This is a genomic window from Nonomuraea sp. NPDC047897 (assembly GCF_043204415.1).
Taxonomy (GTDB): domain Bacteria; phylum Actinomycetota; class Actinomycetes; order Streptosporangiales; family Streptosporangiaceae; genus Nonomuraea.
Window position 1 is genome coordinate 127686 of record NZ_JBIDCC010000018.1, and the last position, 20506, is coordinate 148191.

Sequence of the window (20506 nt, forward strand, 5' to 3'; positions counted from 1 at the left end):
TCTGGCACGATGAAGGATGCCACCCGGCGAACCAACACTTCGCCGGGTGGCACCGTCGTTGTCAGATCATCTGAGTGAGTACGCCGAGGGCCTCGTCGACCGTCTCATCGGGAGCGTGGCCCACGTAGAACTCGAACCGGTCCGGTGACAGGGCCCGGATCTGCTCCACCATCGCCCAACTCGTCTTCGCGAGGCCCGTCCCGTCGGCGGAGACCCTGATGTGGGTGAGGTAGCCGCGTTCTCGCGTTGTCAGGGGGATCGCGAAAACGAGCCCCAGCTTCGAGCGATTGAGTCGATCGTTGCTGAGTACGAGAACAGGCCGGGGAAAGCCCTGCTCCCGGCCGGTCGGATCGCCGAGATCGGCGAACCAGATGTCACCTCGGGTGGCCTTCATTCTTCTCCTCGGGGAACGTGATCAGCCCCTCCCATTCGGGGGCGATCCGGCGTGACCGGGATCGCGGGCCCATGACCAGCTCGCGTTCGGCGAGATAGTCCGCCCAGGCATGGGGATCCTCTCGCTGGGCGCGCTCGATCTGCTCGTTGAGCTCCTCCCAGAAGTGCTTGCGTTCGTAGTCGTGGATCGCTTCGTTGAGCACCTCGGTCATGCTCCGGCCCTCCTGTCGGGCGATGCGGGCGATGCGGTCTCTCGTGGCGACGCTGACGCGTATGGTCGTTGCTGCTTTGGGCTTCACGCTCATACTCCAGAGGCTACGTCGGCGTCTGTCGAAACCCTACACCTGATCGACTACGTTCGATGCGTGAACGGCGACTCTCCGTGAGGATGGTTGACTCTCCCGCATGTCGAACGAGTTGCTGGTGCTGGTCGTCGGTGGTGTCGCGGTGTTCGCGGGGGCCGTGGTCCAGGGGAGTGTGGGATTCGGGCTGGGGCTGGTCGCGGCGCCGGTGCTGGCCCTGCTCGACCCGGGCATCATGCCCGGTGCCATCCAGGTGGTGAACCTGACGATGCCGCTGTTCACGCTGGCCGCCGAGTGGCGCTGGGCCGACTGGCGCGGGGCCGGCTTCGCGCTGCTCGGGCGGCTGCCGGGGAGCGCCATAGGCGCGGTCATCGTCGTCTACGTTTCCGTCTACACCTTAGGCGTCCTCGTGGGCGTCATGGTGCTCGTGGCCGTCGGGCTGACCGCGCGGGCGCTGAGCGTGCCACGCACCCGGGCGACGATCGCCGCGGCCGGATTCCTCTCGGGGATCACCGGCACCGCCACGGGCATCGGCGGGCCGCCGATCGCGCTGGTCTACCAGGGCGCCAAGGGGCCCGAGATCCGGGCCACGCTGGCGATGTTCTTCTCCCTCAGCGCCGCGCAGGCGCTGGTCATCCTGGCGCTCGTGGACCACCTGCCGGCCCGGGCCCTGGCCACGGGGGCGGCGCTCATCGTGCCCATGGTGCTCGGCTTCCTGGTGTCGGGACCGGTGCGCCGCTTTCTCGACGGCGGGCGGGTGCGAGCGGCCGTCCTGACGGTCGCCGTGGTCTCCTCCGTGGTGCTCATCGCGCAGAGCCTCGCGGCGTGAGGGAGGCGGGCCGCGCTTGCAGCGGCGGCCCCGACCACTTGCCGGGCAGGCCCGCCCCCGCGTCTCGGGTCGGTGCGCGATGGCGTGCCGCGGGGCGGGCAGGCCCGCCCCGCACCTCGGGTCAGTGCCTGATGACGCGCCGCGGGTCCGGCAGGCGGGTGGCGGCGGCCGGCTCGTAGACGCCGGAGAGCGCGATGAACAGCAGCGCCACGCCCAAGGCCCCGGGGTCGGGGACGCCGACGGCGTGCTCGCCCACGTAGCTGGCACGACCACGCCGGGGGGTGAGGGGCGCGGTGCTCAGGGCGCCCTCGATGGCGGCTTCGGCGGCAGCGGTGAAGGGGGCGTCGGCGGCATCGCGGGCGGCCGCGGCCAAGGCGTCGATGGCGGGAGCGAGCGCGTCCACGAGGGTGCAGTCGCCGACCTCGGCCCCGCCCGCTCGGTGGACGGCGGCGAGGCTGGATCTCGCCGCCTCGGCGACGGCCGGCGCGTCGGGCGCCTTGTCGTCGGACCACGAGACGCCGGCCAGATGCTGGAAGAGGAGCCCGAAGAGCGGACCGGAGGTGCCGCCGACGTCGTTGAGGAACGCCTCGGCCAGGGCGGCCACGCCGTCGGTCCCCGCCGCGTTCAGCTTGACCGCGCGGCGCACGCCACCGGCGAGGTTGTCACCGAAGTCGCCGTCGCCGACGAGCTGGTCGAGGGCGGTGAGGTCGTCATGGACCTGGGAGACGATCAGCGCATAGCGGTCGAGTACGGCCCGGCCGGCCGGGGCGTCGCCCACGTGCGCCTGGGCGACGACCGGTCCGGCGACGACGGTCGCCGAGGTGCCGGGGCTCGCCGCCGTGCCCTGGGTCGCCGTGTCCTGCGTCGCCGTGCTCTGGGTCAGGGCGCCCTGGGTCAGGGTGCGGGAGGGAAGGACAAGCGGGGTGTCGGCGGGTGCGGTCCACAGGTCGGCCCACTCCGGCCTCATCCGGGTGAGCGTGATGGAGAAACCGGCCATGTCCAGGGCCGCGGTGAACGTGCCGGGCACGATGGCCAGCGGCTGAACGCCGCGGGCCGTCAGCAGGTCGTGCAGGGTGGCGCCGATGGCGTGCAGTTCCAGGCTGGTCGTGGCGCCGAGGCCGTTGACGACGACCAGCACCTTGTCCCGCCCCGCGGGCAGGGCCGCAAGCAGATCGTCGGTCATCTGCCGGACGAGCTCCTCGACCGGGCGGTGGCCGATGGTGCGCGTACCCCGCTCGCCGTGGATCCCGACACCGTAGTCGAGCGTGCCGGAGGCCAGGTCGAAGGCCGGTGCCCCGGTCGCGGGCGAGGTCTGGGCCCGGGCCGCGACGGCGAGGCTGCGGGACCGCGCGACGATGTCCGCGCCCAGCCTGGCGAGGTCCTCCAGCCCGGCGCCCTGGTCGGCGAAGGCCCCGAGCAGCTTCTCCAGGACCACGGTCGCGGCGGTGCCCCGGCGGCCGGTCGCGGTGTCCGTCCTGTCGGTGGCCAGGTCGTCGTCGACCAGGACGGTGGCCACGGGGATGCCGTCGTGGCGGAGGCGTTCCGCCGCGATCTGGAAGTTGATCACATCGCCGGTGTAGTTCTTGATGATGAGCAGGACGCCGTCGCTCTTCGCGACGGCCACACCGGCCTCGTAGATCTGCCGGTTGTGCGGGGACGCGAAGACCTCGCCGGGGCAGACGGCGTCGAGGCCGCCGGGGCCGAGGAGGCCGGTGTGCAACGGCTCGTGGCCGGAACCGCCTCCCGAGACCAGCGCGACGGTGCGGTTGGGGCTGCCGGTGCCGGCCCGCAGGTACAGCGGGTCGCTGTTCACCTCGATCAGGCCGGGGTGAGCGAGCGCGAGACCGCGCGCGGCGCGCAGAACCGTGTCGGCCTGCGGAAGGAAGTACGTCATCAGGGACACTCCGTCGGGAACGAGGGTTGATGGATCAGTAGCGGGTCAGGGCAGCGCGGGCGCGCACTGATCCCGTACGAGTCGCCAGACGTCCGCCGCCGTCTCGCGGCTGAGGGCGTCGCCGGCCAGTTCGCCGCACGCGGCGGAGTCGAGGCGGCGGATGCGGGCCCGGACGTCGTCAAGGGCGGCAGGCGCGACGGAGAGGCTGTCGCAGCCGAGGCCGATGAGCAGCGGGACGACAAGGGGGTGGGCGGCGGCGTCCCCGCACACCGAGACCTGCCTGCCGTGCCGGTGGGCGGCTGCCACGGCAGCGGCTGTCGCGTTCAGCACGGCGGGGTGGGCGGCCATCGCCGGTGTGGCGTCGGGGCTGCGACGGTCCAGACGGAGGACCTGGCAGGTGAGGTCATTGCTGCCGATGGAGAAGAAGTCGGCCTCGCGAGCGAGGTCGTCGGCCGCGGCCACGGCCTCGGGCAGCTCCACCATGACGCCCAGGGGCGGGGGAGCGACGCCTGTGTCGTCGGCGGCCCGGTGCAGCAGCCGACGACAGGCTCGCAGCTCCCGCACGTCGGCGACCATGGGGATCATGATGCGCAGGTCCGTCTCCCTCCCGGCGCGCAGCAGGCTGCGCAACTGGTCGGCGAAGGCATCGGGTCGGGCCAGCATGAGCGGCAGGCCGCGGCCGATGCGTCCCTGCCGGGCGCCCGGCAGCAGGAAGGGCGGGAGCTTGTCGTCGGCGAAGTCGAGCGTCCGGGCGGTCACGGTCCGGCCGGCCAGCGTGCGCATGATGGGGGCGAGGACAGCCGAGTGCTCTTCCCCGGTGGGCCAGGCCGGATGGCTCAGGAAGGGCAGTTCGGTGCGGAGCAGACCGACGTCGGCTCCCGCGGCCACGGCCGCGCGGGCGTCGGCCACGGTGGCCGCGTTCGCCAGCAGGCCGACACCGTGACCGTCCACGGTCTCGGCGGGCAGATGACGTTCGGCCGCCAGCGCTTCGCGGCGGATCCGCGCGGTGTTCATCGCCGCCAGGGCCTTGGCACGCTCCTCCTCCGCGGGGCGGACGACGACGTGCTCCCGCTCGCCGTCCAGGAGGATCTCCTGGCCGTCGGCCTGGTCGAGCAGGTCGGCGTCGACGGCGAGCACGAACGGGATGTTCTGCGCGCGGGCCACGATGGCGGCGTGGGAATTGGGCCCGCCGGTGACGGAGACGGCGCCCGTCACCGCGCGCCCTGGCTCCAGCAGGTCGGCCGCACCGATCTCGTGGGCGACCAGGACGAGCGGCTGGTCGGGGGCGGGACCGGGTTCTCCGTGCAGGTGGGTCAGCACGCGGCGACCGACCTGCCGCACGTCGGCGGCGCGTTCGGCGAGGGTGGGGTCGTCCAGCCCGGCGATGGTGCGGGCGTAGGTCTCGACGGCCTCGTGGATCGCGATCGGGACGGGTGCCCCGCGCCGGGCGCGCGCGACGGCCTCCTCCCGCAGCTCGCCGTCCTGCGCGATGAGGGCGTTGACCTCCATGATGTCGGCCTCGTCGCGCCTGCCCCGCGCGCGCAGTGAGGACGACAGGGCCATGAGGTCGTCCGCCACCGCGTCGAAGGAATCGGTGATCTGCCGGTCGGGGGCGTTCTGCGGCCGGTCGGGCAGAGCCCTCGGCACGAGACGGTCGGTGCGGTGCAGGACTCCCAGGCCCACGCCGGGAGCCGCCTGACGCCCGGGGTAGACGCGACGGTCGGTCACGGCTTCGCCACCGTGTCGGCGAGGGCACGGAAGATCAGGGCGGTCGAGGTGGCTCCCGGGTCCTGGTGGCCGACGCTGCGCGCCCCGAGATAGGAGGCGCGGCCCTTACGTGCCTGCAGGGGGGTGGTGGCGCGCATGCCCTCTTCGGCGGCGTCCGCGGCAGCCGCCGCGGCGGCGGCGAAGCCGGTTCCGTGGCGAGCCCGTTCCTCGAAGGCGGCCACGGCGGGCGCATACGCGTCGATCATCGTCTTGTCGCCGGGTGCGGCTGTCCCCAGCTTCTGGATGCTCGCCAGGCCGGCGGCGAGTGCCTGAGCGAACGCGGGCGGGTCGGCGAGGGGAGTGTCCAGCGCTTTGCCCAGGGCGCGGAACGCGCCCCCGTACAGCGGCCCCGAGGCGCCCCCGATGCTGGAGATGAGGGTGGTGCCGGTCTTGGTGAGCACGGCTCCGACGGTGTCCGGGGTGAGGTCCGACAGGGCGGCGACAGCGGCGGTGAACCCGCGATCCAGGTTGGTCCCGTGGTCGGCGTCGCCGATCGCCGAGTCGAGCTGGGTGAGGTGATCCCTGTGCCGGCCCACGGCGACGGCGATGGCCCGCACCCACGCACGGGCGAGGTCGATGTCCATGGGGAGTCTCCGTTCGATGATCGGTGCATACGGGTCGATGGTGAAAGGTCGGGGGCGGAGCGCGGTTCGCACGGCTGCCTCCCCTGGGCCGTGCCTCATGCGCAGCCCCGCCCCACCCGGTTCAGGCCCCCCAGCGTAGGGCGGGGGTGTTCACGGGCGCGTCCCACAGAGACAGCATGTCGACGTCCGCCCGGCACACGGTGATGGAGACGCCCGCCATGTCCAGGCTGGTCACGTAGTTGCCCACCAGGCTGCGGGCGATGGTCACGTCCTTCGCGGCGAGTACGCCCGCCACCTCGTTGAACACCACGTACAACTCGATGAGCGGGGTCGCGCCCAGCCCGTTGACCATGACGATGGTCTCCTCACCGGCGGCCAGAGGCTGGTCGTCGAGGATCGCGTCCATGCAGGTGGCGACGATGTCCGCGGCGGAGCGCATCTTCTCGCGGCGACGGCCGGGCTCGCCGTGGATGCCGACGCCGACCTCCATCTCGTCGTCCGGCAGGTCGAAGCCGGGCTTCCCCACGGCCGGGGCGGTGCAGGCGGTCAGCGCCACGGCGAACGACCGTGACGCGGCGTTGACCCGTCTGGCCGTCGCCGCCACGGTCGCGAGATCGGCGCCCCGCTCGGCCAGCGCGCCGGCGATCTTCTCGACGAAGACGGTGGCCCCCGTGCCGCGCCGCCCGGCGGTCCACGTGGAGTCCTGCACCGCGACGTCGTCGTCGACCAGGACGGTCTCCACCGTGATGCCTTTGTCCTCGGCGAGTTCGGCTGCGAGCTGGAAGTTGAGGCGGTCACCGGTGTAGTTCTTCACGACGAACAGCACCCCGGCGCCGCTGTCGACGGCCTTGGCCGCGGTGAGCATCTGGTCCGGCACGGGAGAGGTGAACACCTCGCCAGGGCATGCGGCGTCCAGCATGCCCGGTCCGACGAAACCGCCGTGCAGGGGCTCATGTCCCGAACCGCCGCCGGAGACGACGGCGACCTTGCCCGGTCTCGGGCCACCCGCGCGGGCGATCACCCTGCCTGCGACATCGACGGCCAGCTCGGGATGTGCGGCCGCGATTCCGGCCAGCGCGTCGTCGAGGACGGACTCGGGCCGGTTGACGAGCTTCTTCACGACGGCACTCCTTCGGAGACGACAGGTGCGGTCGCCTGGCTCGGGGCTGCCGCGGGACGAGCCTTGAGTGCGCTGTAGACGACGCCGGCGACGACGGCACCGACCAGCTCGGCCACCAGGTAGACGGGCAGTTGCGTCCAGTGCACCGTGCCGCCGAACAGCTCGCCGGTGAGCATCGGACCCAGCGTTCTGGCGGGGTTGATGGAGCTTCCGGTGACGGGGGCCACCGGGATGATGATGGCGAACACGGCCAGGCCGATGGCCAGGCCGGCGAAGCCGCCGACCGCACGACGGTCGATGGCGCCGAAGACGACCAGGGCAAGGATGAACGTGCCCACCGCTTCGGCGAAGAAGGCCTGGCCGGCCCCGACTCCCTCGCCGTAGGCGGCGATGCCGAGGCCCGCGTCGACCGCTTCGGTCCCCAGCACCCCCACGATCGCGAGCGAACCGAGCACGGCCCCGACGACCTGGGCCGCGATGTAGCCGGGGACGAGGCGCCAGGGCAGGTTCCGCGTGGCGGCGAGGGCCACGGTGATGGCCGGGTTGATGTGGCAACCGGAGACGTGGCCGATCGCGTAGACCATCGCGATGACCGCGGTGGCGAACGCGAGCGAGATCATTCCGAGCTGCGCCATGGTGAACGGGGCGTCACCGCCGATGATCGCGGCCGCGGGGACGGACCCGACGCCTATGAACACCAGCACGGCGGTGCCCAGCGTCTCGGCGAGGAGTTTTTGCGGGTAGGAGTTCTCTTCCATCGGACGGCGCCCGGTGCCGACGCTGGCAGGGGCGCTTCACCTCCTCCATGTGATGCGGGCTGTTCAGGGGAGGGGCCGCCGCGTCCTCCTGCTCGGGCGGAACCCTGGGCGGCCAGGTGGGAACCGGACGATCCACTCTCCGGCAGGCGTTCATCATTGCTGAACGTTGTTTCGGAAGTTAAGCCCACGTTTCATGCCTGTCAAGAGGTTCGACACATGGTGGGCCGCAAGCCGCGCCGGGACGGACCGTGCCGCGGGACCGCGCCGCGAGACTGTGCTGCGGGCCCGTGCTGCGGGCCCGTGCTGCGGGACCGCGCCGCGAGACTGTGCTGCGGGACCGCGCCCGGCTAGGCGCCCAGGGTGTAGGCGGCCCGGCGCGGGGCTCCCAGGTCCCGGGACAGGTTGCGTGCGGTCTCCCGCACCGCCACGGCGAACTCCTGGCGCGTCGATCCGCCCAGCATGCGCTCCACCGGGCCGACGATGCCGATGGCGCCCGCCACCTCGCCGGAGCGGTCGAAGACCGGCGAGGCGATGCCCGCGTCCCCGATGGCCGCCTCCTGGTCCTCGACCGCGTAGCCGGCCCTGATGACCTCCTCCAGGTGGCCCGCCAGTTCCTTCCGGTCGGTCATGCTGGCGCCGGTGAGCACCGCCAGCTCCCCGGCGAGCAGGCGTTCGCGCACGTCCGCCGGCGACGACGCGGCGATGGCCTTGCCCAGGGCGCACGTGTTCCACGGGATGCTGGCGCCCACCTCGAGGATCTGCACCGCGCCCTCGGGGCGGAACGCGTGGTGCAGGATCAGCACGTGGTCGCCCATGAGGACCCCCACCCACACGGCCTCCCCGGTTCGCTTGGCCAGCCCGTCCGCCCAGGCCAGGGACCTTGTCCGCAGCTCGTGCGTGTCCAGATAGGCGTTGCCCAGCTGCACGAGGTTCGGCCCGAGCTGGTACTTCGAGCTGTCCCGGTCCTGCGCGACCAGGCCCTCGGTCTCCAGCGTGCGCAGCAGTGCGTGAACCGTGGGCTTGGCGACGCCCAGCCGGTCGGCCAGCTCGGTCACGCCCAGCCGGGGACCGCCGGAGGCGAGCTCTCGCAAGATCTGCACTGCTCTGTGCACGGCCTGGACCATTGAGCTCTCCGATTCAGTATTGCTGAACAGCGTTCCGACAATTAGTGTTGCGGTTCATGAGCACACCCGTCGGCATCGTACTCGTGTCCCACAGCGCCGAGCTTGCTGCAGGACTGCGCCTGCTGGTGGAGCAGATCGGCTCCGACGCCGTTCCCGTCGTCACCGCGGCCGGAACCGGCGACGGCGGGATCGGCACCAGCTACGAGCTCGTTCTCAACGCGATCAAGGACGCCGACCGGGGCGCCGGCGTCCTGATCCTGCCCGATCTCGGCAGCTCCGTGCTGACCACCCGCGCCGTCCTGGACGACCACCCCCGTCCCGACGTCGTCCTCGTCGACGCTCCCTTCGTCGAGGGCGCCGTCGCCGCGGTGGTCGCCGCCGCGTCCGGTGCCGACCTGCACGCCGTCGCCGGCTCCGCCGAGGAGGCCCGCCATGTCCGCAAGCTCTGACGCCGCCGGCGCCGTCCGCCACGAGGTGACCGTGGTGCTTCCCGCGAACCTCCACGCCCGCCCCGCGGGTCACCTCGCCCGCGCCGCACACCAGTTCTCCAGCACCGTCGAGCTGGACTGCAACGGCAGGACGGTCAATCCCACCGGAGTCCTCGGCGTCATGGCACTGGGGGCCACGGCCGGCAGCGCGGTGACCGTACGGGCCACCGGGCCCGACGCCCACCAGGCGGTCGCCGCGCTGAGCGACATCCTCGCCCACGTCGAGTAGCCCCGATCGCCCCGAGGCCGCGGCCGAAGAGCCGCGGCCCCTACGTCCCCGGCCGGACCCACCCCCCGGCCGGGCCCACCCCCCGGCCGGCAGCGCGCCCCCCGGCTGACCCCGATACCCTCGCCCGCTCCGGTGCGTCCCGGAATCGGATGTGCGTGCCCGTTCCCGCACCTCCCGGAGGCCGTTCGTGCCATCCGCCGGCGCGCACAGCGCTCGGTCAACAGGCCATGCCGGCGCGGCACATGTTCGCACCGCCCGGTGAGCACCCGCCCATCCTTTCGCCTGCCTCGGTGGGGGATCGGTCGCGAGGAAGACGTCATCGCCGTACGCGACTCTCGGCCCGGCGCCTTCCGTCGGACCATTCCGCTCACACGAGGGGTTCCTCGCCTCACGAGGGCCGGCCCTCCGCGCACGATCACACGAGGCGGTTCGCCTCGCACGAGAGGCGCTGACGTGTAGGGACCCGGCGGCGCGTTCGCCCGGTCCGGCGACCGGGCTGTCCCCGCCGGACGTCTGGCGGCGCGTCCGCTCCGCCCGGCAGTCAGGGGTGTGCCGCCGGACCGGGGCGCCGCCGCCGTCGTCCGCCGTCGTCCGCCGCCGCCTGCCGTCGCCTGCCGTCGCCCGCCGCGGTCGCCGCGGCAGCCGCGGCCGATGCGATCGCCGTCGCATGCCGTGGTCTGCGCGGTCGTGCGATCGCCGTCGTCCGCAGGCGCGACGCCGACGTGGTGCGGCCGTCGGGAAAACGGTCACCCGGTGCTTCCGGGGTTGACCGTCAGTCGCCCGCGAGCGGGGGGCGCGGAGGGGCCGGGATGTTGACCGCGTGTTTCCTGATTGTTACCTGCAACAACAAACTCCCCCTTCGCTGGGTCTTCCCAAGCAGGCCACCGCGGATTACGTTGCCGCAAACAACATTCATCCGGGCCCCTCCGGAAGAAAGGACCCTGCACATGCGCAAGGGGATCCTCAGCATGACCGCCGCGGCCGCCGCGCTCGCCCTCGGTCTCACCGCCTGCGGGGGCGACAGCGGTCAGACCACGACCGGCGCCACCGCACAGAGCTCACCGCAGCAGAAGGCCGGCAAGATCGGCGTAATCCTGCCCGACAGCAAGTCCTCGGCCCGCTGGGAGACGGCGGACCGCAAGTACCTGGAAGAGGCGTTCAAGGCCGCCGGGGTGCAGTACGACATCCAGAACGCCCAGAACGACAAGACCGCCTTCCAGACCATCGCCGACCAGATGATGACCAACGGCGCGACCGTCCTGATGATCGTCAACCTGGACAGCGGCACCGGCAAGACCGTCATCGAGAAGGCCAGGTCGCAGGGCGTGGTCACGATCGACTACGACCGGCTCACGCTGGGCGGGAACGCCGCCTACTACGTCAGCTTCGACAACACCAAGGTCGGCACCCTGCAGGGCGAGGGGCTGGCCGCGTGCCTGGCGGACAAGAAGGCCGACAAGCCGATCGTGGCCTACCTCAACGGCTCGCCGACGGACAACAACGCCACCCTGTTCAAGCAGGGCTACGACGGCGTGCTCAAGCCGAAGTTCGACTCCGGCGAGTACGTCAAGGGCCCCGACCAGGCCGTGCCCGACTGGGACAACGCCCAGGCCGGCACGATCTTCGAGCAGATGCTGACCAGCCAGCCCAAGATCGCCGGTGTGCTGGCCGCCAACGACGGCCTCGGCAACGCCGCCATCACGGTGCTGAAGAAGAACAACCTCAACGGCAAGGTGCCGGTCACCGGCCAGGACGCCACCGTCCAGGGCCTGCAGAACATCCTCGCGGGCGACCAGTGCATGACCGTCTACAAGGCCGTCAAGAAGGAGGCCGACGCCGCGGCCAAGCTCGCCGTGGCGCTGGCCAAGGGCGACAAGCCCCAGGCGAGCGGCAGCGTCAAGGACCCGGAGACCGGCAAGGACGTCCCGGCCGAGCTGCTGGACCCGCAGGCCATCACGATCGAGAACGTCAAGGACGTCGTGGCCGACGGGTACGTCACCAAGGAGGAGCTGTGCACCGGTGAGTTCGCCGCCAAGTGCACGGAAGCAGGAATCCAGTAACAAGCGGAACGGGGTACGGCCGGCGCCGCCGGGCCCGGCCGTGCCCCTCCCCGAGGGAGACCCATGACCCCCCTGCTCGAAGTGCGCGGGATCGACAAGAGCTTCGGCCCGGTGCAGGTCCTGCACGACGTCACGTTCCAGGCCCATGCCGGCGAGGTGACCGCGCTCGTCGGCGACAACGGCGCCGGCAAGTCGACGCTCGTCAAGTGCATCGGCGGCATCCACCCCATCGACGCCGGAGAGATCTTCTTCGACGGCAAGCCCGTGCAGGTGCACGGTCCGCGCGACGCGGGCGAGCTCGGCATCGAGATCGTCTACCAGGACCTCGCGCTCTGCGACAACCTCGACATCGTCCAGAACATGTTCCTCGGCAGGGAGCGCCGCAGCGGCCTGGTCCTCGACGAGGCCACGATGGAGGAGCTGGCCCAGCAGACGCTGAGCGGCCTTTCCGTGCGCACCGTCAAGTCCATCAGGCAGCAGGTCTCCAGCCTGTCGGGCGGCCAGCGGCAGACCGTCGCCATCGCCAAGGCCGTCCTGTGGAACAGCAAGGTCGTCATCCTCGACGAGCCCACCGCCGCGCTGGGCGTCGCCCAGACCGCCCAGGTGCTGGAGCTCGTCCGCAGGCTCGCCGACACCGGCCTGGCGGTCGTCCTCATCTCCCACAACATGAACGACGTCTTCGCCGTCTCCGACCGGATCGCGGCGCTCTACCTCGGCAGGATGGCCGCCCAGGTCAGGACCGCCGACGTGACGCACGCCCAGGTCGTCGAACTGATCACCGCCGGCCGAAGCGGGGACCTCGGCCTGAAGAACGGGGTCACCCGATGAGCAAGACCACCGAACTGACCGACGAGGCCATCGTCGAGGCCGTCCGGCGGCCGTCGATCGGCAACACCGCCCGCGCCTACACCGAGCGGGTCCGCCGCGGCGACATGGGCGCGCTGCCCGCCGTGCTCGGCCTGCTCGTCCTGTGCACGGCCTTCGCCGTCGCCCGGCCGTCCTTCGTCACCGCCATCAACTTCGCCAACCTCTTCACCCAGGGCGCCGCGATCACCGTGATCGCGATGGGTCTGGTCTTCGTCCTGCTGCTCGGCGAGATCGACCTGTCGGCCGGCTTCACCAGCGGCGTCTGCGCCGCCGTCCTCGCGGTCGTGCTGACCAACATGGGCATGCCGTGGTACGTGGGCGTGCTCGCGGCCATCGTGACCGGGACGGTCATCGGCTCCGTGCTCGGCGGCCTGGTCGCCAAGATCGGCATCCCGTCGTTCGTGGTGACGCTCGCCGCGTTCCTCGCCTTCCAGGGTCTCGTGCTGGTCCTGGTGAACGAGGGCACCAACATCTCCATCAGCGACCCGGTCATCAAGGCCGTCGCGCAGCGGAACCTGCCGCCCGCGCTGGGCTGGGCCCTGTACGCGGCCTGCGTGGTGAGCTACGCGCTGGTGCAGCTCCTGCGGGCGCGCAAGCGGGCCGCCCGCGGCCTGGTGGCGGAGCCGGTGTCGCTGATCGCCGCCCGTGTCGGCGCGCTGGCCGTCCTCGCCGGGGCCGCCGTCTACCTGCTCAACCTGGAGCGCAGCCTCAACCCGGCGTTCGCCTCGCTCAGCGGCGTGCCCATCGTGGTGCCGATCATCGTCGCGCTGCTCGTGCTGTGGACGTTCGTGCTGCGCCGCACCGCGTTCGGCCGGCATCTGTACGCCGTCGGCGGCAACGCCGAGGCGGCCCGCCGGGCCGGCATCGCGGTGGACCGGATCAAGGTCAGCGCGTTCATGATCTGCTCGTCGATGGCGGCCGTCGGCGGCGTCATCGCCGCGTCGCGGGCCAGCTCGGTCGACCCCAACACCGGCGGCAGCTCCGTGCTGCTCTACGCCGTGGGCGCGGCCGTGATCGGCGGCACCAGCCTGTTCGGCGGCAAGGGCCGGGTGCTCGACGCCGTCCTCGGCGGCGCCGTCATCGCCGTCATCGACAACGGCATGGCCCTCATGCAGTACGGCGCCAGCGTCAAGTACCTGGTCACCGGGTTCGTGCTGCTGCTGGCGGCCGGCGTGGACGCCCTCGCGCGCAAGAGGGCGGCCGCCGCTGGTCTAAGGTGAGCACCGAATTCCCGCCATCGAAGGAACCCCAGAAGATGCGTGCCGGCCCGTCCCAGGAGGACATCAGGCGCCACAACCTCGGCGCCCTGCTCCGTCATGTCCATCTGGGCGGGCCGATCTCGCGGGCCGAGCTCACCACGCGGATGGGGCTCAACCGCAGCACGATCATGGCGCTCACCTCCGACCTGACGGCGGCCGGACTGGTGCGCGAGGAGCTGCCGCGCGAGACCGGCCGCGCGGGCCGGCCCTCGCTCGTGGTGCGCCCGGAGTCGTCGCGCGTCTACGTCTTCGCCTTCGACGTCGGCCCCGACCGGCTGGCCGCGGCCCGGGTGGGGCTGGGAGGCGCCATCCTCGACCGCCGCGAGGCGGCGCGTGAGCGCGGCCCGTTCCGGCTGGAGGAGCTGGCCGGGGCGCTGGCCGGCTTCGCGCGGCAGATGCGGCGCAAGACCCGCGACGACACGGTGTGCGTGGGCGCCGCCGCGGCCGTGTCCGGCGGCGTGCGCAAGAGCGACGGCGTCATCAGGTTCGGGCCCAACCTGCGGGCCGACGAGGTGCCGTTCGGTGAGGAGCTGGGCCGCAGGCTCGGCCTCGGGCTGCCGGTCACCGTCGGCAACGACGCCAACCTGGCGGCGCTGGCCGAGCACAGCCGAGGCGTCGGCCTGGGCGTGCGCGACCTCATCTACCTGCACGGCGACGTCGGCATCGGGGGCGGCATCATCGCGGGCGGCCACCTGCTGGGCGGCCACGACGGCTACGGCGGCGAGGTCGGCCACATGGTCGTCAACCCGGGCGGGCGGGCCTGCGGCTGCGGCTCGTCGGGCTGTCTGGAGGCGGAGGTGGGGGAGCGGGCGCTGCTGGAGGCCGCGGGCCGGCTCGGCCGGCACGGGGCGGCCCAGCACGGCCGCGACGCCGTGCGGGCCGTGGTGGACGCGGCGGACCGGGGCGACATCGTGGCGCAGGAGGCGCTCGGCCGGGTCGGCGACTGGCTGGGGCTCGGCGTGGCCAACCTGGTCAACATCTTCAACCCCAAGATGGTGATCTTCGGGGGCATGCTGCGCGAGGTGTACCTGGGCTCGGCGGCGCAGGTGCGCAGCAGGCTGGCGCTGCACGCGATGGCGCCGCAGCGCGAGAAGCTGCGGCTGCGGACCTCGGCGCTGGCCGACGACGCGACGCTCGTGGGGGCGGCCGAGCTGGCCTTCGCCCATGTGCTGGCCGACCCGCTGGAGGCGCTGGCCCGCGTCAGCGGCTGACCGGCGCCTCCCGCCTGCCCTCCTTCGCGGTCGACCGGCCCCGTCGGCCCGGCTCCTGCTCAGCGGAGGGCCGACGGCGCCGTCCAGGTTCCTGCTGCTCAGCGGGGGGTCGACGGCGCCGTGCAGGTTCCTGCTCAGCGGACCCGGGCCGACGGCGCCGTCCAGGTGTTGCAGGCGCGGGCCGAGCCGCCGGTGTAGCCGCGGTCCTGCCAGTAGGCGAGGTTGCGGGGCTTGCCGTGCGCCTTGCTCTCGCGCGAGTCGCCGACCGCGTCGATCCAGTCGGCCCAGCCGACGTCCGGGGCGATCGAGTCGAGCGCGGCGCTGTAGAAGACGCCGGCGAAGCACTCGGCCTGCATCTCCAGGCGGTGGCTGACGAGGGAGCGGCCCGAGCCGCGGGCGCGCCAGTACTGCCGGTTGAACTCGTCCAGGATGCCGGTGAGCTGCTGCACGTGGTGGCCCCATTCGTGGGCGACGGAGTGTGCGATGTTCATCCGGAACGGGTCCTTCAGGTCCCGCTTCATGATCCGGATCGCGACCGTGCGGTGGCCGTTGCAGTACTGCGCGCCGTTGCCGGTGATCCTGCCGCAGACCGACGAGCTGCCCGTGGTGACCTGCAGCCGGGGCGGGGTGTAGCGCAGGCCGGCCGCCTTGAACCGGGCGGCCCAGAAGCGGTTCGCGCACCGCGCCATCGCCCGGTGGAACGCCTTGACCGAGGCGGCGCTGCCTTCCCGGATCGCCGGGACGGCGCACGCCAGGGGGGAGGCCGTGCCCGACCGGTAGATCCGGTTCTTGGCCAGCACGGCCGGCGGCGCCGCGGCCGTGGCGTTCGCGACCGGCCGGGCCGTCTCGGCGCCGGCCGTACCCGGCAGGGCCAGGCCCACGGCCACGCAGACGGACGTTGCGACAAGGGGAATACGCACGATCGCGGATCTTAGACCACTTCATGGTGTTTTGTTGGTCAGTCCTTTACCTCGCGGGCCGCGCCGGAAACGGCGGCGCGGCCGCGCCCCGAGGGACGCGACCGCGCCGGTCGTGCGGATGTGCGGTCAGGCGACGTAGCGGGGGGACACGGACCAGGTGTTGCAGGAGCCCGGCGAGGCGGAGGCGTAACCGCGCTTCATCCAGAAGGCCTGCGAGGAGCCCTTGCCGTGGTCGTTCTGCGCCCAGCCCTTGTGGCCGTTCTTGCGGAACCACTCGACGGTGGCGTCCCACTCGGCGGGGTTGATCGGCAGCGTGTCCTTGACGGTGCTCATGAAGACCGACGAGAAGCACTCGGCCTGCAGCTCCGAGCGGCGCGACAGCAGCAGCCGGCCAGAGTTGCCGGTCTGCGTCCGGGCGACCGCCCAGTAGTTCCAGATGCCGGACACGGCCTGCACGTGGTGACCGTACTCGTGGGCCATCAGGCGGGTGATGCCCAGCGCGAACGGATTGCGCAGCTGCGTCTTGGTGATCAGCATGTACATCGTGCGGTCGGTGGAGCAGTAGACGCCGTCGGCGCCGGACGCCCACGGGCCGCAGGGCGTGCGCACCTTACGGGTGATGATCCGCAGGCGCGGCTTGCTGAACGACAGCCCCGCCTTGCGGAACTGCGTGGCCCACGACCGGTTGAGACAGCTCGTCACCCGCGTCAGGAAGCGCTTGTAGGCGACGGTGCTGCCGCGGGGCAGGTCGCCGGGCGAGCAGTTGGAGCCCGCCAGCCGCCCCGTCTTGTACAGCGGGTTGGCCGTCGCGGCGGCCTTGCCGCGCGGCGGCGCCGCGAGCGGCTGGGCCTGCTGCCTGACCTGCTGCTGTGCCTGCTCCTTCTGGGTGAGGGTTTGGGCCTGGGCCGACGTCGCCGTGCCGGCGCCCGCCAGCGTCACGATCACGCCTGCGGCCACCAGTGACGTCAGTCTTCTCATGGGGAGAGTGTTCATAGTGAGGGAAAGACTAGGTCAAGATTGGACAAATGTGAGCGATTTGACTCGATGGGGTCAGGCGGCCCGCCACGAACTAGACTTCACCCCGTCGGTGCAAAGAAGCAGAGGGGAACGCGTCCGTGAGCGGGTTGCTGGACTCGGTAGAGGGACCGCACGACGTCAAACGGCTCGATGCCGAGCAGCTCCCGGAGCTGGCGGGCGAGATCCGCGACCTGCTCGTCGACTGCTGCTCCCGGTTCGGCGGCCACCTCGGGCCCAACCTCGGCGTGGTCGAGCTCACGATCGCCGTGCACCGGGTCTTCGACTCGCCGCACGATCCCGTCATCTGGGACACCGGCCACCAGGCGTACGTGCACAAGCTGCTCACCGGCCGGCTGGCCGGCTTCGGCGCGCTCAAGCAGGAGGGCGGCCTGTCGGGCTACCCGAGCCAGACCGAGTCCGAGCACGACTTCGTCGAGAACTCCCACGCCTCCACCGCGCTGTCCTACGCCGACGGCCTGGCCAAGGCCTTCAAACTGCGCGGCGAGCGCGACCGCACCGTGGTCGCGGTCATCGGCGACGGCGCGCTGACCGGCGGCATGGCCTGGGAGGCGCTCAACAACATCGCGGGCGTCAAGGACCTGCCGGTCGTCATCGTCGTCAACGACAACGGCCGCTCCTACTCGCCGACCATCGGCGGCCTCGCCTCGCACCTGTCGAAGCTGCGGGTCACCCGCCGCTACGAGGACTTCCTCGACTACGTCAAGGACAAGATCGGCAACGTCCCGGTCGTCTACGACGCGCTGCACGGCTTCAAGAAGGGCGTCAAGGACGTCCTGGCCCCGCAGATCATGTTCGAGGACCTCGGGCTCAAGTACATCGGCCCCGTCGACGGCCACGACGAGCAGGCGATGGAGGCGGCGCTGCGCACCGCCCGCGACTTCCGCGGCCCGGTCATCGTGCACGCCCTCACCCAGAAGGGCCGCGGCTACTCCCCGGCCGAGAACCACGACGAGGACCAGTTCCACTCGCCCGGCGCCTTCGACCGGGCCACCGGCGCGGAGAAGCCCAAGGGCCGCATCTGGACCGACGTGTTCAGCGAGGAGCTCGTCCGGCTCGGCAAGGACCGCGAGGACATCGTCGCCATCACCGCGGCCATGCTGCACCCGACCGGCCTGGCCGCCTTCGCCGACGCCTTCCCCGACCGGGTCTACGACGTCGGCATCGCCGAGCAGCACGCGCTGACCAGCGCGGCCGGGCTCGCGCTCGGCGGGCTGCACCCGGTCGTCGCCGTCTACGCGACGTTCCTCAACCGCGCCTTCGACCAGTTGCTCATGGACGTGGCCCTGCACCGGCTGCCGGTCACCGTGGTGCTCGACCGGGCGGGCGTCACCGGCGACGACGGCGCCAGCCACAACGGCATGTGGGACCTGTCGATCCTGCAGGTCGTGCCCGGCCTGCGCATCGCGGTGCCACGCGACGGCGAGCGGCTGACCGAGCTGCTCGGCGAGGCCTTCGCCGTCTCCGACGGCCCCACCGTGGTCCGCTTCCCCAAGGGCCCGGTCGCCGCGTCCGTCGAGGCGGTCGGCAAGCTGGGCGAGATGGACGTGCTGCGCGCCGCCACCGGCGAGCCCGACGTGCTCCTCGTCGGCGTGGGCCCGATGGCGCAGACCTGCCTGGAGGCGGCCACCCTGCTCGACGCCCAGGGCATCACGGCCACCGTCGTCGACCCGCGCTGGGTCAAGCCGCTCGACGAGGCGCTCGTCCTGGCCGCCGGCGCCCACAAGCTGGTCGCCGTGGTCGAGGACAACGGCCGCGTCGGCGGGGTCGGCGACGCGGTGGCGCGGCTGCTGCGCGACGCCGACGTCGACGTGCCGGTGCGCACCTTCGGCATCCCGCAGGAGTTCCTCGACCACGCCAAGCGGGCCGTCATCCTCGGCCGGATCGGGCTGACCGGACAGGACCTCGCCCGCCGCATCACCGAGGCGGTCGCCAGGCGCAGCCAGCAGGTCGAGACCCCGCCCGCCCGCCGCTAGCCGCGAGCGCGGTGCTCCGGAGGCGCATGGACACCTCCGGTGTGGGAAGGGTCACAGATCGTGGACATCCTTCGCACCAAATCCGTCGAGCAGTCCATTCGTGACACCGAGGCTCCGGAGCACCAGCTGCGCAAGAGGCTGACCGCGGTCGACCTGACCATCTTCGGCATCGGCGTGATCATCGGCACGGGCATCTTCGTGCTGACCGGCCAGGTGGCCAAGCTGACGGCCGGTCCGGCCGTCGCCCTCTCGTTCGTCGTGGCGGGCGTCGTGTGCGGCCTGGCGGCCCTGTGCTACGCGGAGTTCGCCTCGACGATCCCCGTGGCCGGATCCGCCTACACCTTCTCCTTCGCCACGCTCGGCGAGTTCCCCGCGTGGATCATCGGCTGGGACCTGATGCTCGAGATGGCGCTGGCGGCCGCGGTGGTCGCGGTCGGCTGGTCCGGCTACTTCGCCTCGCTGCTGAACTCGATCGGGCTGCCGCTGCCCGCCGCCATCGCCGGCGACGATCCGGTGGTGAACGTGCCGGCCATGGTCATCGTGTTCATCCTGACCGCGGTGCTGGTGGCCGGCATCAAGCTGTCGTCGCGGGTCAACACGGTGATCGTGGCCATCAAGGTCGGCGTGATCCTGCTGGTCATCCTGGCGGGCCTGTTCTTCGTCAAGGTGGCCAACTACACGCCGTTCATCCCGCCCTCCGTCCCGACCGAGCAGGTGGCGGGCCTGAAGGCGCCGCTCATCCAGGTGCTGTTCGGCATCACGCCCGTGTCGTTCGGCGTGATCGGCATCTTCTCCGCCGCGGCGATCGTGTTCTTCGCCTTCATCGGCTTCGACATCGTCGCCACCGCCGCCGAGGAGACCATCAACCCGCAGCGCGACATGCCGCGCGGCATCATCGGGTCGCTGGTCATCTGCACGATCCTGTACGTGGCGGTCTCGCTCGTCGTGGTCGGCATGCAGAAGTACACCGAGCTGAGCACGTCCGCGCCGCTCGCCGACGCGTTCACCGCCGTCGGCCAGAACTGGGCGGCCGGGCTGATCAGCCTGGGCGCGATCGCGGGGCTCACCAGCGTCGTCATGATCCTCATGATGGGGCAGACCCGGGTGCTGTTCGCCATGTGCCGCGACGGGCTGCTGCCCCGCAGGATGGCCAGGGTGCACCCGAAGTTCGGCACGCCCGCCCGGCTCACCGTCATCATCGGCGTGGTGTCGGCGCTGCTGTCGGGCTTCATCTCGCTGGGAGCGCTGGCCGAGCTGGTGAACATCGGCACGCTCTTCGCGTTCGTCGTCGTCTCCGCCGGGGTGATCATCCTGCGACGGACCCGGCCCGACCTGCCGCGCGCGTTCCGCACGCCGATGGTGCCGCTGCTGCCCATCCTGTCGGTGCTGGCCTGCCTCTACCTCATGCTCAACCTGCCGGTCGAGACGTGGCTGAGGTTCCTGATCTGGATGGTGCTCGGCGCCGTGCTCTACTTCGCCTACGGCTACCGCCACAGCCGGGCGGCGCGGCAGGACGCCGGCCAGGCGCCGACGGCCTGATCTCTGCGGGGACTGACCTCAAGGGGGGCGGGGGGGGGGGGGGGGGGGGGGGCCCCCCCCCCCCCCCCCCCCCCGCCGCCCGCCCCCCCCCAACCCCCCCCCCCCCCCCCCCGCCTAACCCCCCCGCACCGCACCGCGCAACACCCCACCC

Annotated in this window: 19 protein-coding genes; 9 read left to right on the forward strand and 10 right to left on the reverse strand. The window is 71.9% G+C overall.

Annotation, left to right across the window (positions count from 1 at the left end; genetic code table 11):
* Positions 1-61: 61 nt before the first annotated feature.
* Entirely contained in the window at positions 62-394 is a 333-nt protein-coding gene (locus tag ACGF0J_RS32980; RefSeq protein ID WP_393152223.1) for a type II toxin-antitoxin system PemK/MazF family toxin, read from the reverse strand.
* Entirely contained in the window at positions 375-698 is a 324-nt protein-coding gene (locus tag ACGF0J_RS32985; protein ID WP_393152225.1) for a ribbon-helix-helix protein, CopG family, read from the reverse strand. Before ACGF0J_RS32985 ends, ACGF0J_RS32980 begins: the two co-directional genes overlap by 20 nt.
* A gap of 100 nt (positions 699-798) precedes the next feature.
* Here ACGF0J_RS32985 and ACGF0J_RS32990 point away from each other — a divergent pair, with 100 nt between their 5' ends.
* The gene (locus ACGF0J_RS32990) at positions 799-1524 is read left to right on the forward strand and encodes a sulfite exporter TauE/SafE family protein (RefSeq protein ID WP_393152227.1); all 726 of its coding nucleotides are present in this window, start codon (positions 799-801) and stop codon (positions 1522-1524) included.
* A 121-nt stretch (positions 1525-1645) separates the two neighbouring features.
* On the opposite strand, the gene ACGF0J_RS32995 is transcribed toward ACGF0J_RS32990, so the two are convergent.
* The 6 genes from ACGF0J_RS32995 to ACGF0J_RS33020 all read right to left on the reverse strand — a co-directional run bounded on the left by ACGF0J_RS32995 (position 1646) and on the right by ACGF0J_RS33020 (position 8759).
* Positions 1646-3418, reverse strand: a complete 1773-nt coding sequence (locus tag ACGF0J_RS32995) for a dihydroxyacetone kinase subunit DhaK (RefSeq protein WP_393152229.1) — start codon at positions 3416-3418, stop codon at positions 1646-1648.
* A 45-nt stretch (positions 3419-3463) separates the two neighbouring features.
* Positions 3464-5146: a putative PEP-binding protein gene (locus ACGF0J_RS33000; RefSeq protein WP_393152231.1), complete on the reverse strand. Its 1683-nt coding sequence runs from the start codon at positions 5144-5146 to the stop codon at positions 3464-3466.
* Positions 5143-5769 carry a dihydroxyacetone kinase subunit DhaL gene (dhaL, locus tag ACGF0J_RS33005; protein ID WP_393152233.1) on the reverse strand — a complete coding sequence of 209 codons (627 nt, stop codon included), beginning with the start codon at positions 5767-5769 and terminating at the stop codon, positions 5143-5145. Before dhaL ends, ACGF0J_RS33000 begins: the two co-directional genes overlap by 4 nt.
* A 121-nt stretch (positions 5770-5890) precedes the next feature.
* Positions 5891-6889, reverse strand: coding sequence for a dihydroxyacetone kinase subunit DhaK (dhaK, locus tag ACGF0J_RS33010; RefSeq protein WP_393152235.1), 999 nt, complete (start codon positions 6887-6889; stop codon positions 5891-5893).
* Complete coding sequence (locus ACGF0J_RS33015; protein WP_393152237.1) at positions 6886-7647, reverse strand: MIP/aquaporin family protein; 762 nt, start codon at positions 7645-7647, stop codon at positions 6886-6888. Before ACGF0J_RS33015 ends, dhaK begins: the two co-directional genes overlap by 4 nt.
* A gap of 347 nt (positions 7648-7994) precedes the next feature.
* Positions 7995-8759, reverse strand: a complete 765-nt coding sequence (locus ACGF0J_RS33020) for an IclR family transcriptional regulator (protein ID WP_393152239.1) — start codon at positions 8757-8759, stop codon at positions 7995-7997.
* 68 nt (positions 8760-8827) lie between these two features.
* Here ACGF0J_RS33020 and dhaM point away from each other — a divergent pair, with 68 nt between their 5' ends.
* The 6 genes from dhaM (at position 8828) to ACGF0J_RS33050 (ending at position 14885) form a co-directional block, all read left to right on the forward strand.
* Positions 8828-9220: a dihydroxyacetone kinase phosphoryl donor subunit DhaM gene (dhaM, locus tag ACGF0J_RS33025; RefSeq protein WP_393152241.1), complete on the forward strand. Its 393-nt coding sequence runs from the start codon at positions 8828-8830 to the stop codon at positions 9218-9220.
* The gene (locus ACGF0J_RS33030; protein ID WP_393152243.1) at positions 9204-9488 is read left to right on the forward strand and encodes an HPr family phosphocarrier protein; all 285 of its coding nucleotides are present in this window, start codon (positions 9204-9206) and stop codon (positions 9486-9488) included. Before dhaM ends, ACGF0J_RS33030 begins: the two co-directional genes overlap by 17 nt.
* A 947-nt stretch (positions 9489-10435) precedes the next feature.
* On the forward strand, positions 10436-11548 hold the full coding sequence (locus ACGF0J_RS33035) for a sugar ABC transporter substrate-binding protein (protein WP_393152245.1): 1113 nt from the start codon (positions 10436-10438) through the stop codon (positions 11546-11548).
* Between the two features lie 63 nt (positions 11549-11611).
* Positions 11612-12376 (forward strand): ATP-binding cassette domain-containing protein, encoded by a 765-nt coding sequence (locus ACGF0J_RS33040; RefSeq protein WP_393152247.1) that lies wholly within the window; start codon positions 11612-11614, stop codon positions 12374-12376.
* Entirely contained in the window at positions 12373-13635 is a 1263-nt protein-coding gene (locus tag ACGF0J_RS33045; protein ID WP_393152249.1) for a sugar ABC transporter permease, read from the forward strand. Before ACGF0J_RS33040 ends, ACGF0J_RS33045 begins: the two co-directional genes overlap by 4 nt.
* Before the next feature lie 35 nt (positions 13636-13670).
* Positions 13671-14885 carry an ROK family protein gene (locus ACGF0J_RS33050; protein WP_393152251.1) on the forward strand — a complete coding sequence of 405 codons (1215 nt, stop codon included), beginning with the start codon at positions 13671-13673 and terminating at the stop codon, positions 14883-14885.
* A 134-nt stretch (positions 14886-15019) separates the two neighbouring features.
* Here the strand turns inward: ACGF0J_RS33050 and ACGF0J_RS33055 are convergent, their stop codons facing one another.
* Together ACGF0J_RS33055 and ACGF0J_RS33060 are read right to left on the reverse strand one after the other, a co-directional pair.
* The gene (locus tag ACGF0J_RS33055; protein WP_393152253.1) at positions 15020-15805 is read right to left on the reverse strand and encodes a neutral zinc metallopeptidase; all 786 of its coding nucleotides are present in this window, start codon (positions 15803-15805) and stop codon (positions 15020-15022) included.
* Positions 15806-15931: 126 nt separating this feature from the next.
* On the reverse strand, positions 15932-16783 hold the full coding sequence (locus ACGF0J_RS33060) for a neutral zinc metallopeptidase (protein ID WP_393152255.1): 852 nt from the start codon (positions 16781-16783) through the stop codon (positions 15932-15934).
* Positions 16784-16929: 146 nt separating this feature from the next.
* Here ACGF0J_RS33060 and dxs point away from each other — a divergent pair, with 146 nt between their 5' ends.
* Both dxs and ACGF0J_RS33070 read left to right on the forward strand, forming a co-directional pair.
* Positions 16930-18816 (forward strand): 1-deoxy-D-xylulose-5-phosphate synthase, encoded by a 1887-nt coding sequence (gene dxs / locus ACGF0J_RS33065; protein ID WP_393152273.1) that lies wholly within the window; start codon positions 16930-16932, stop codon positions 18814-18816.
* A gap of 60 nt (positions 18817-18876) precedes the next feature.
* On the forward strand, positions 18877-20355 hold the full coding sequence (locus ACGF0J_RS33070; protein WP_393152257.1) for an amino acid permease: 1479 nt from the start codon (positions 18877-18879) through the stop codon (positions 20353-20355).
* Positions 20356-20506: the final 151 nt, after the last annotated feature.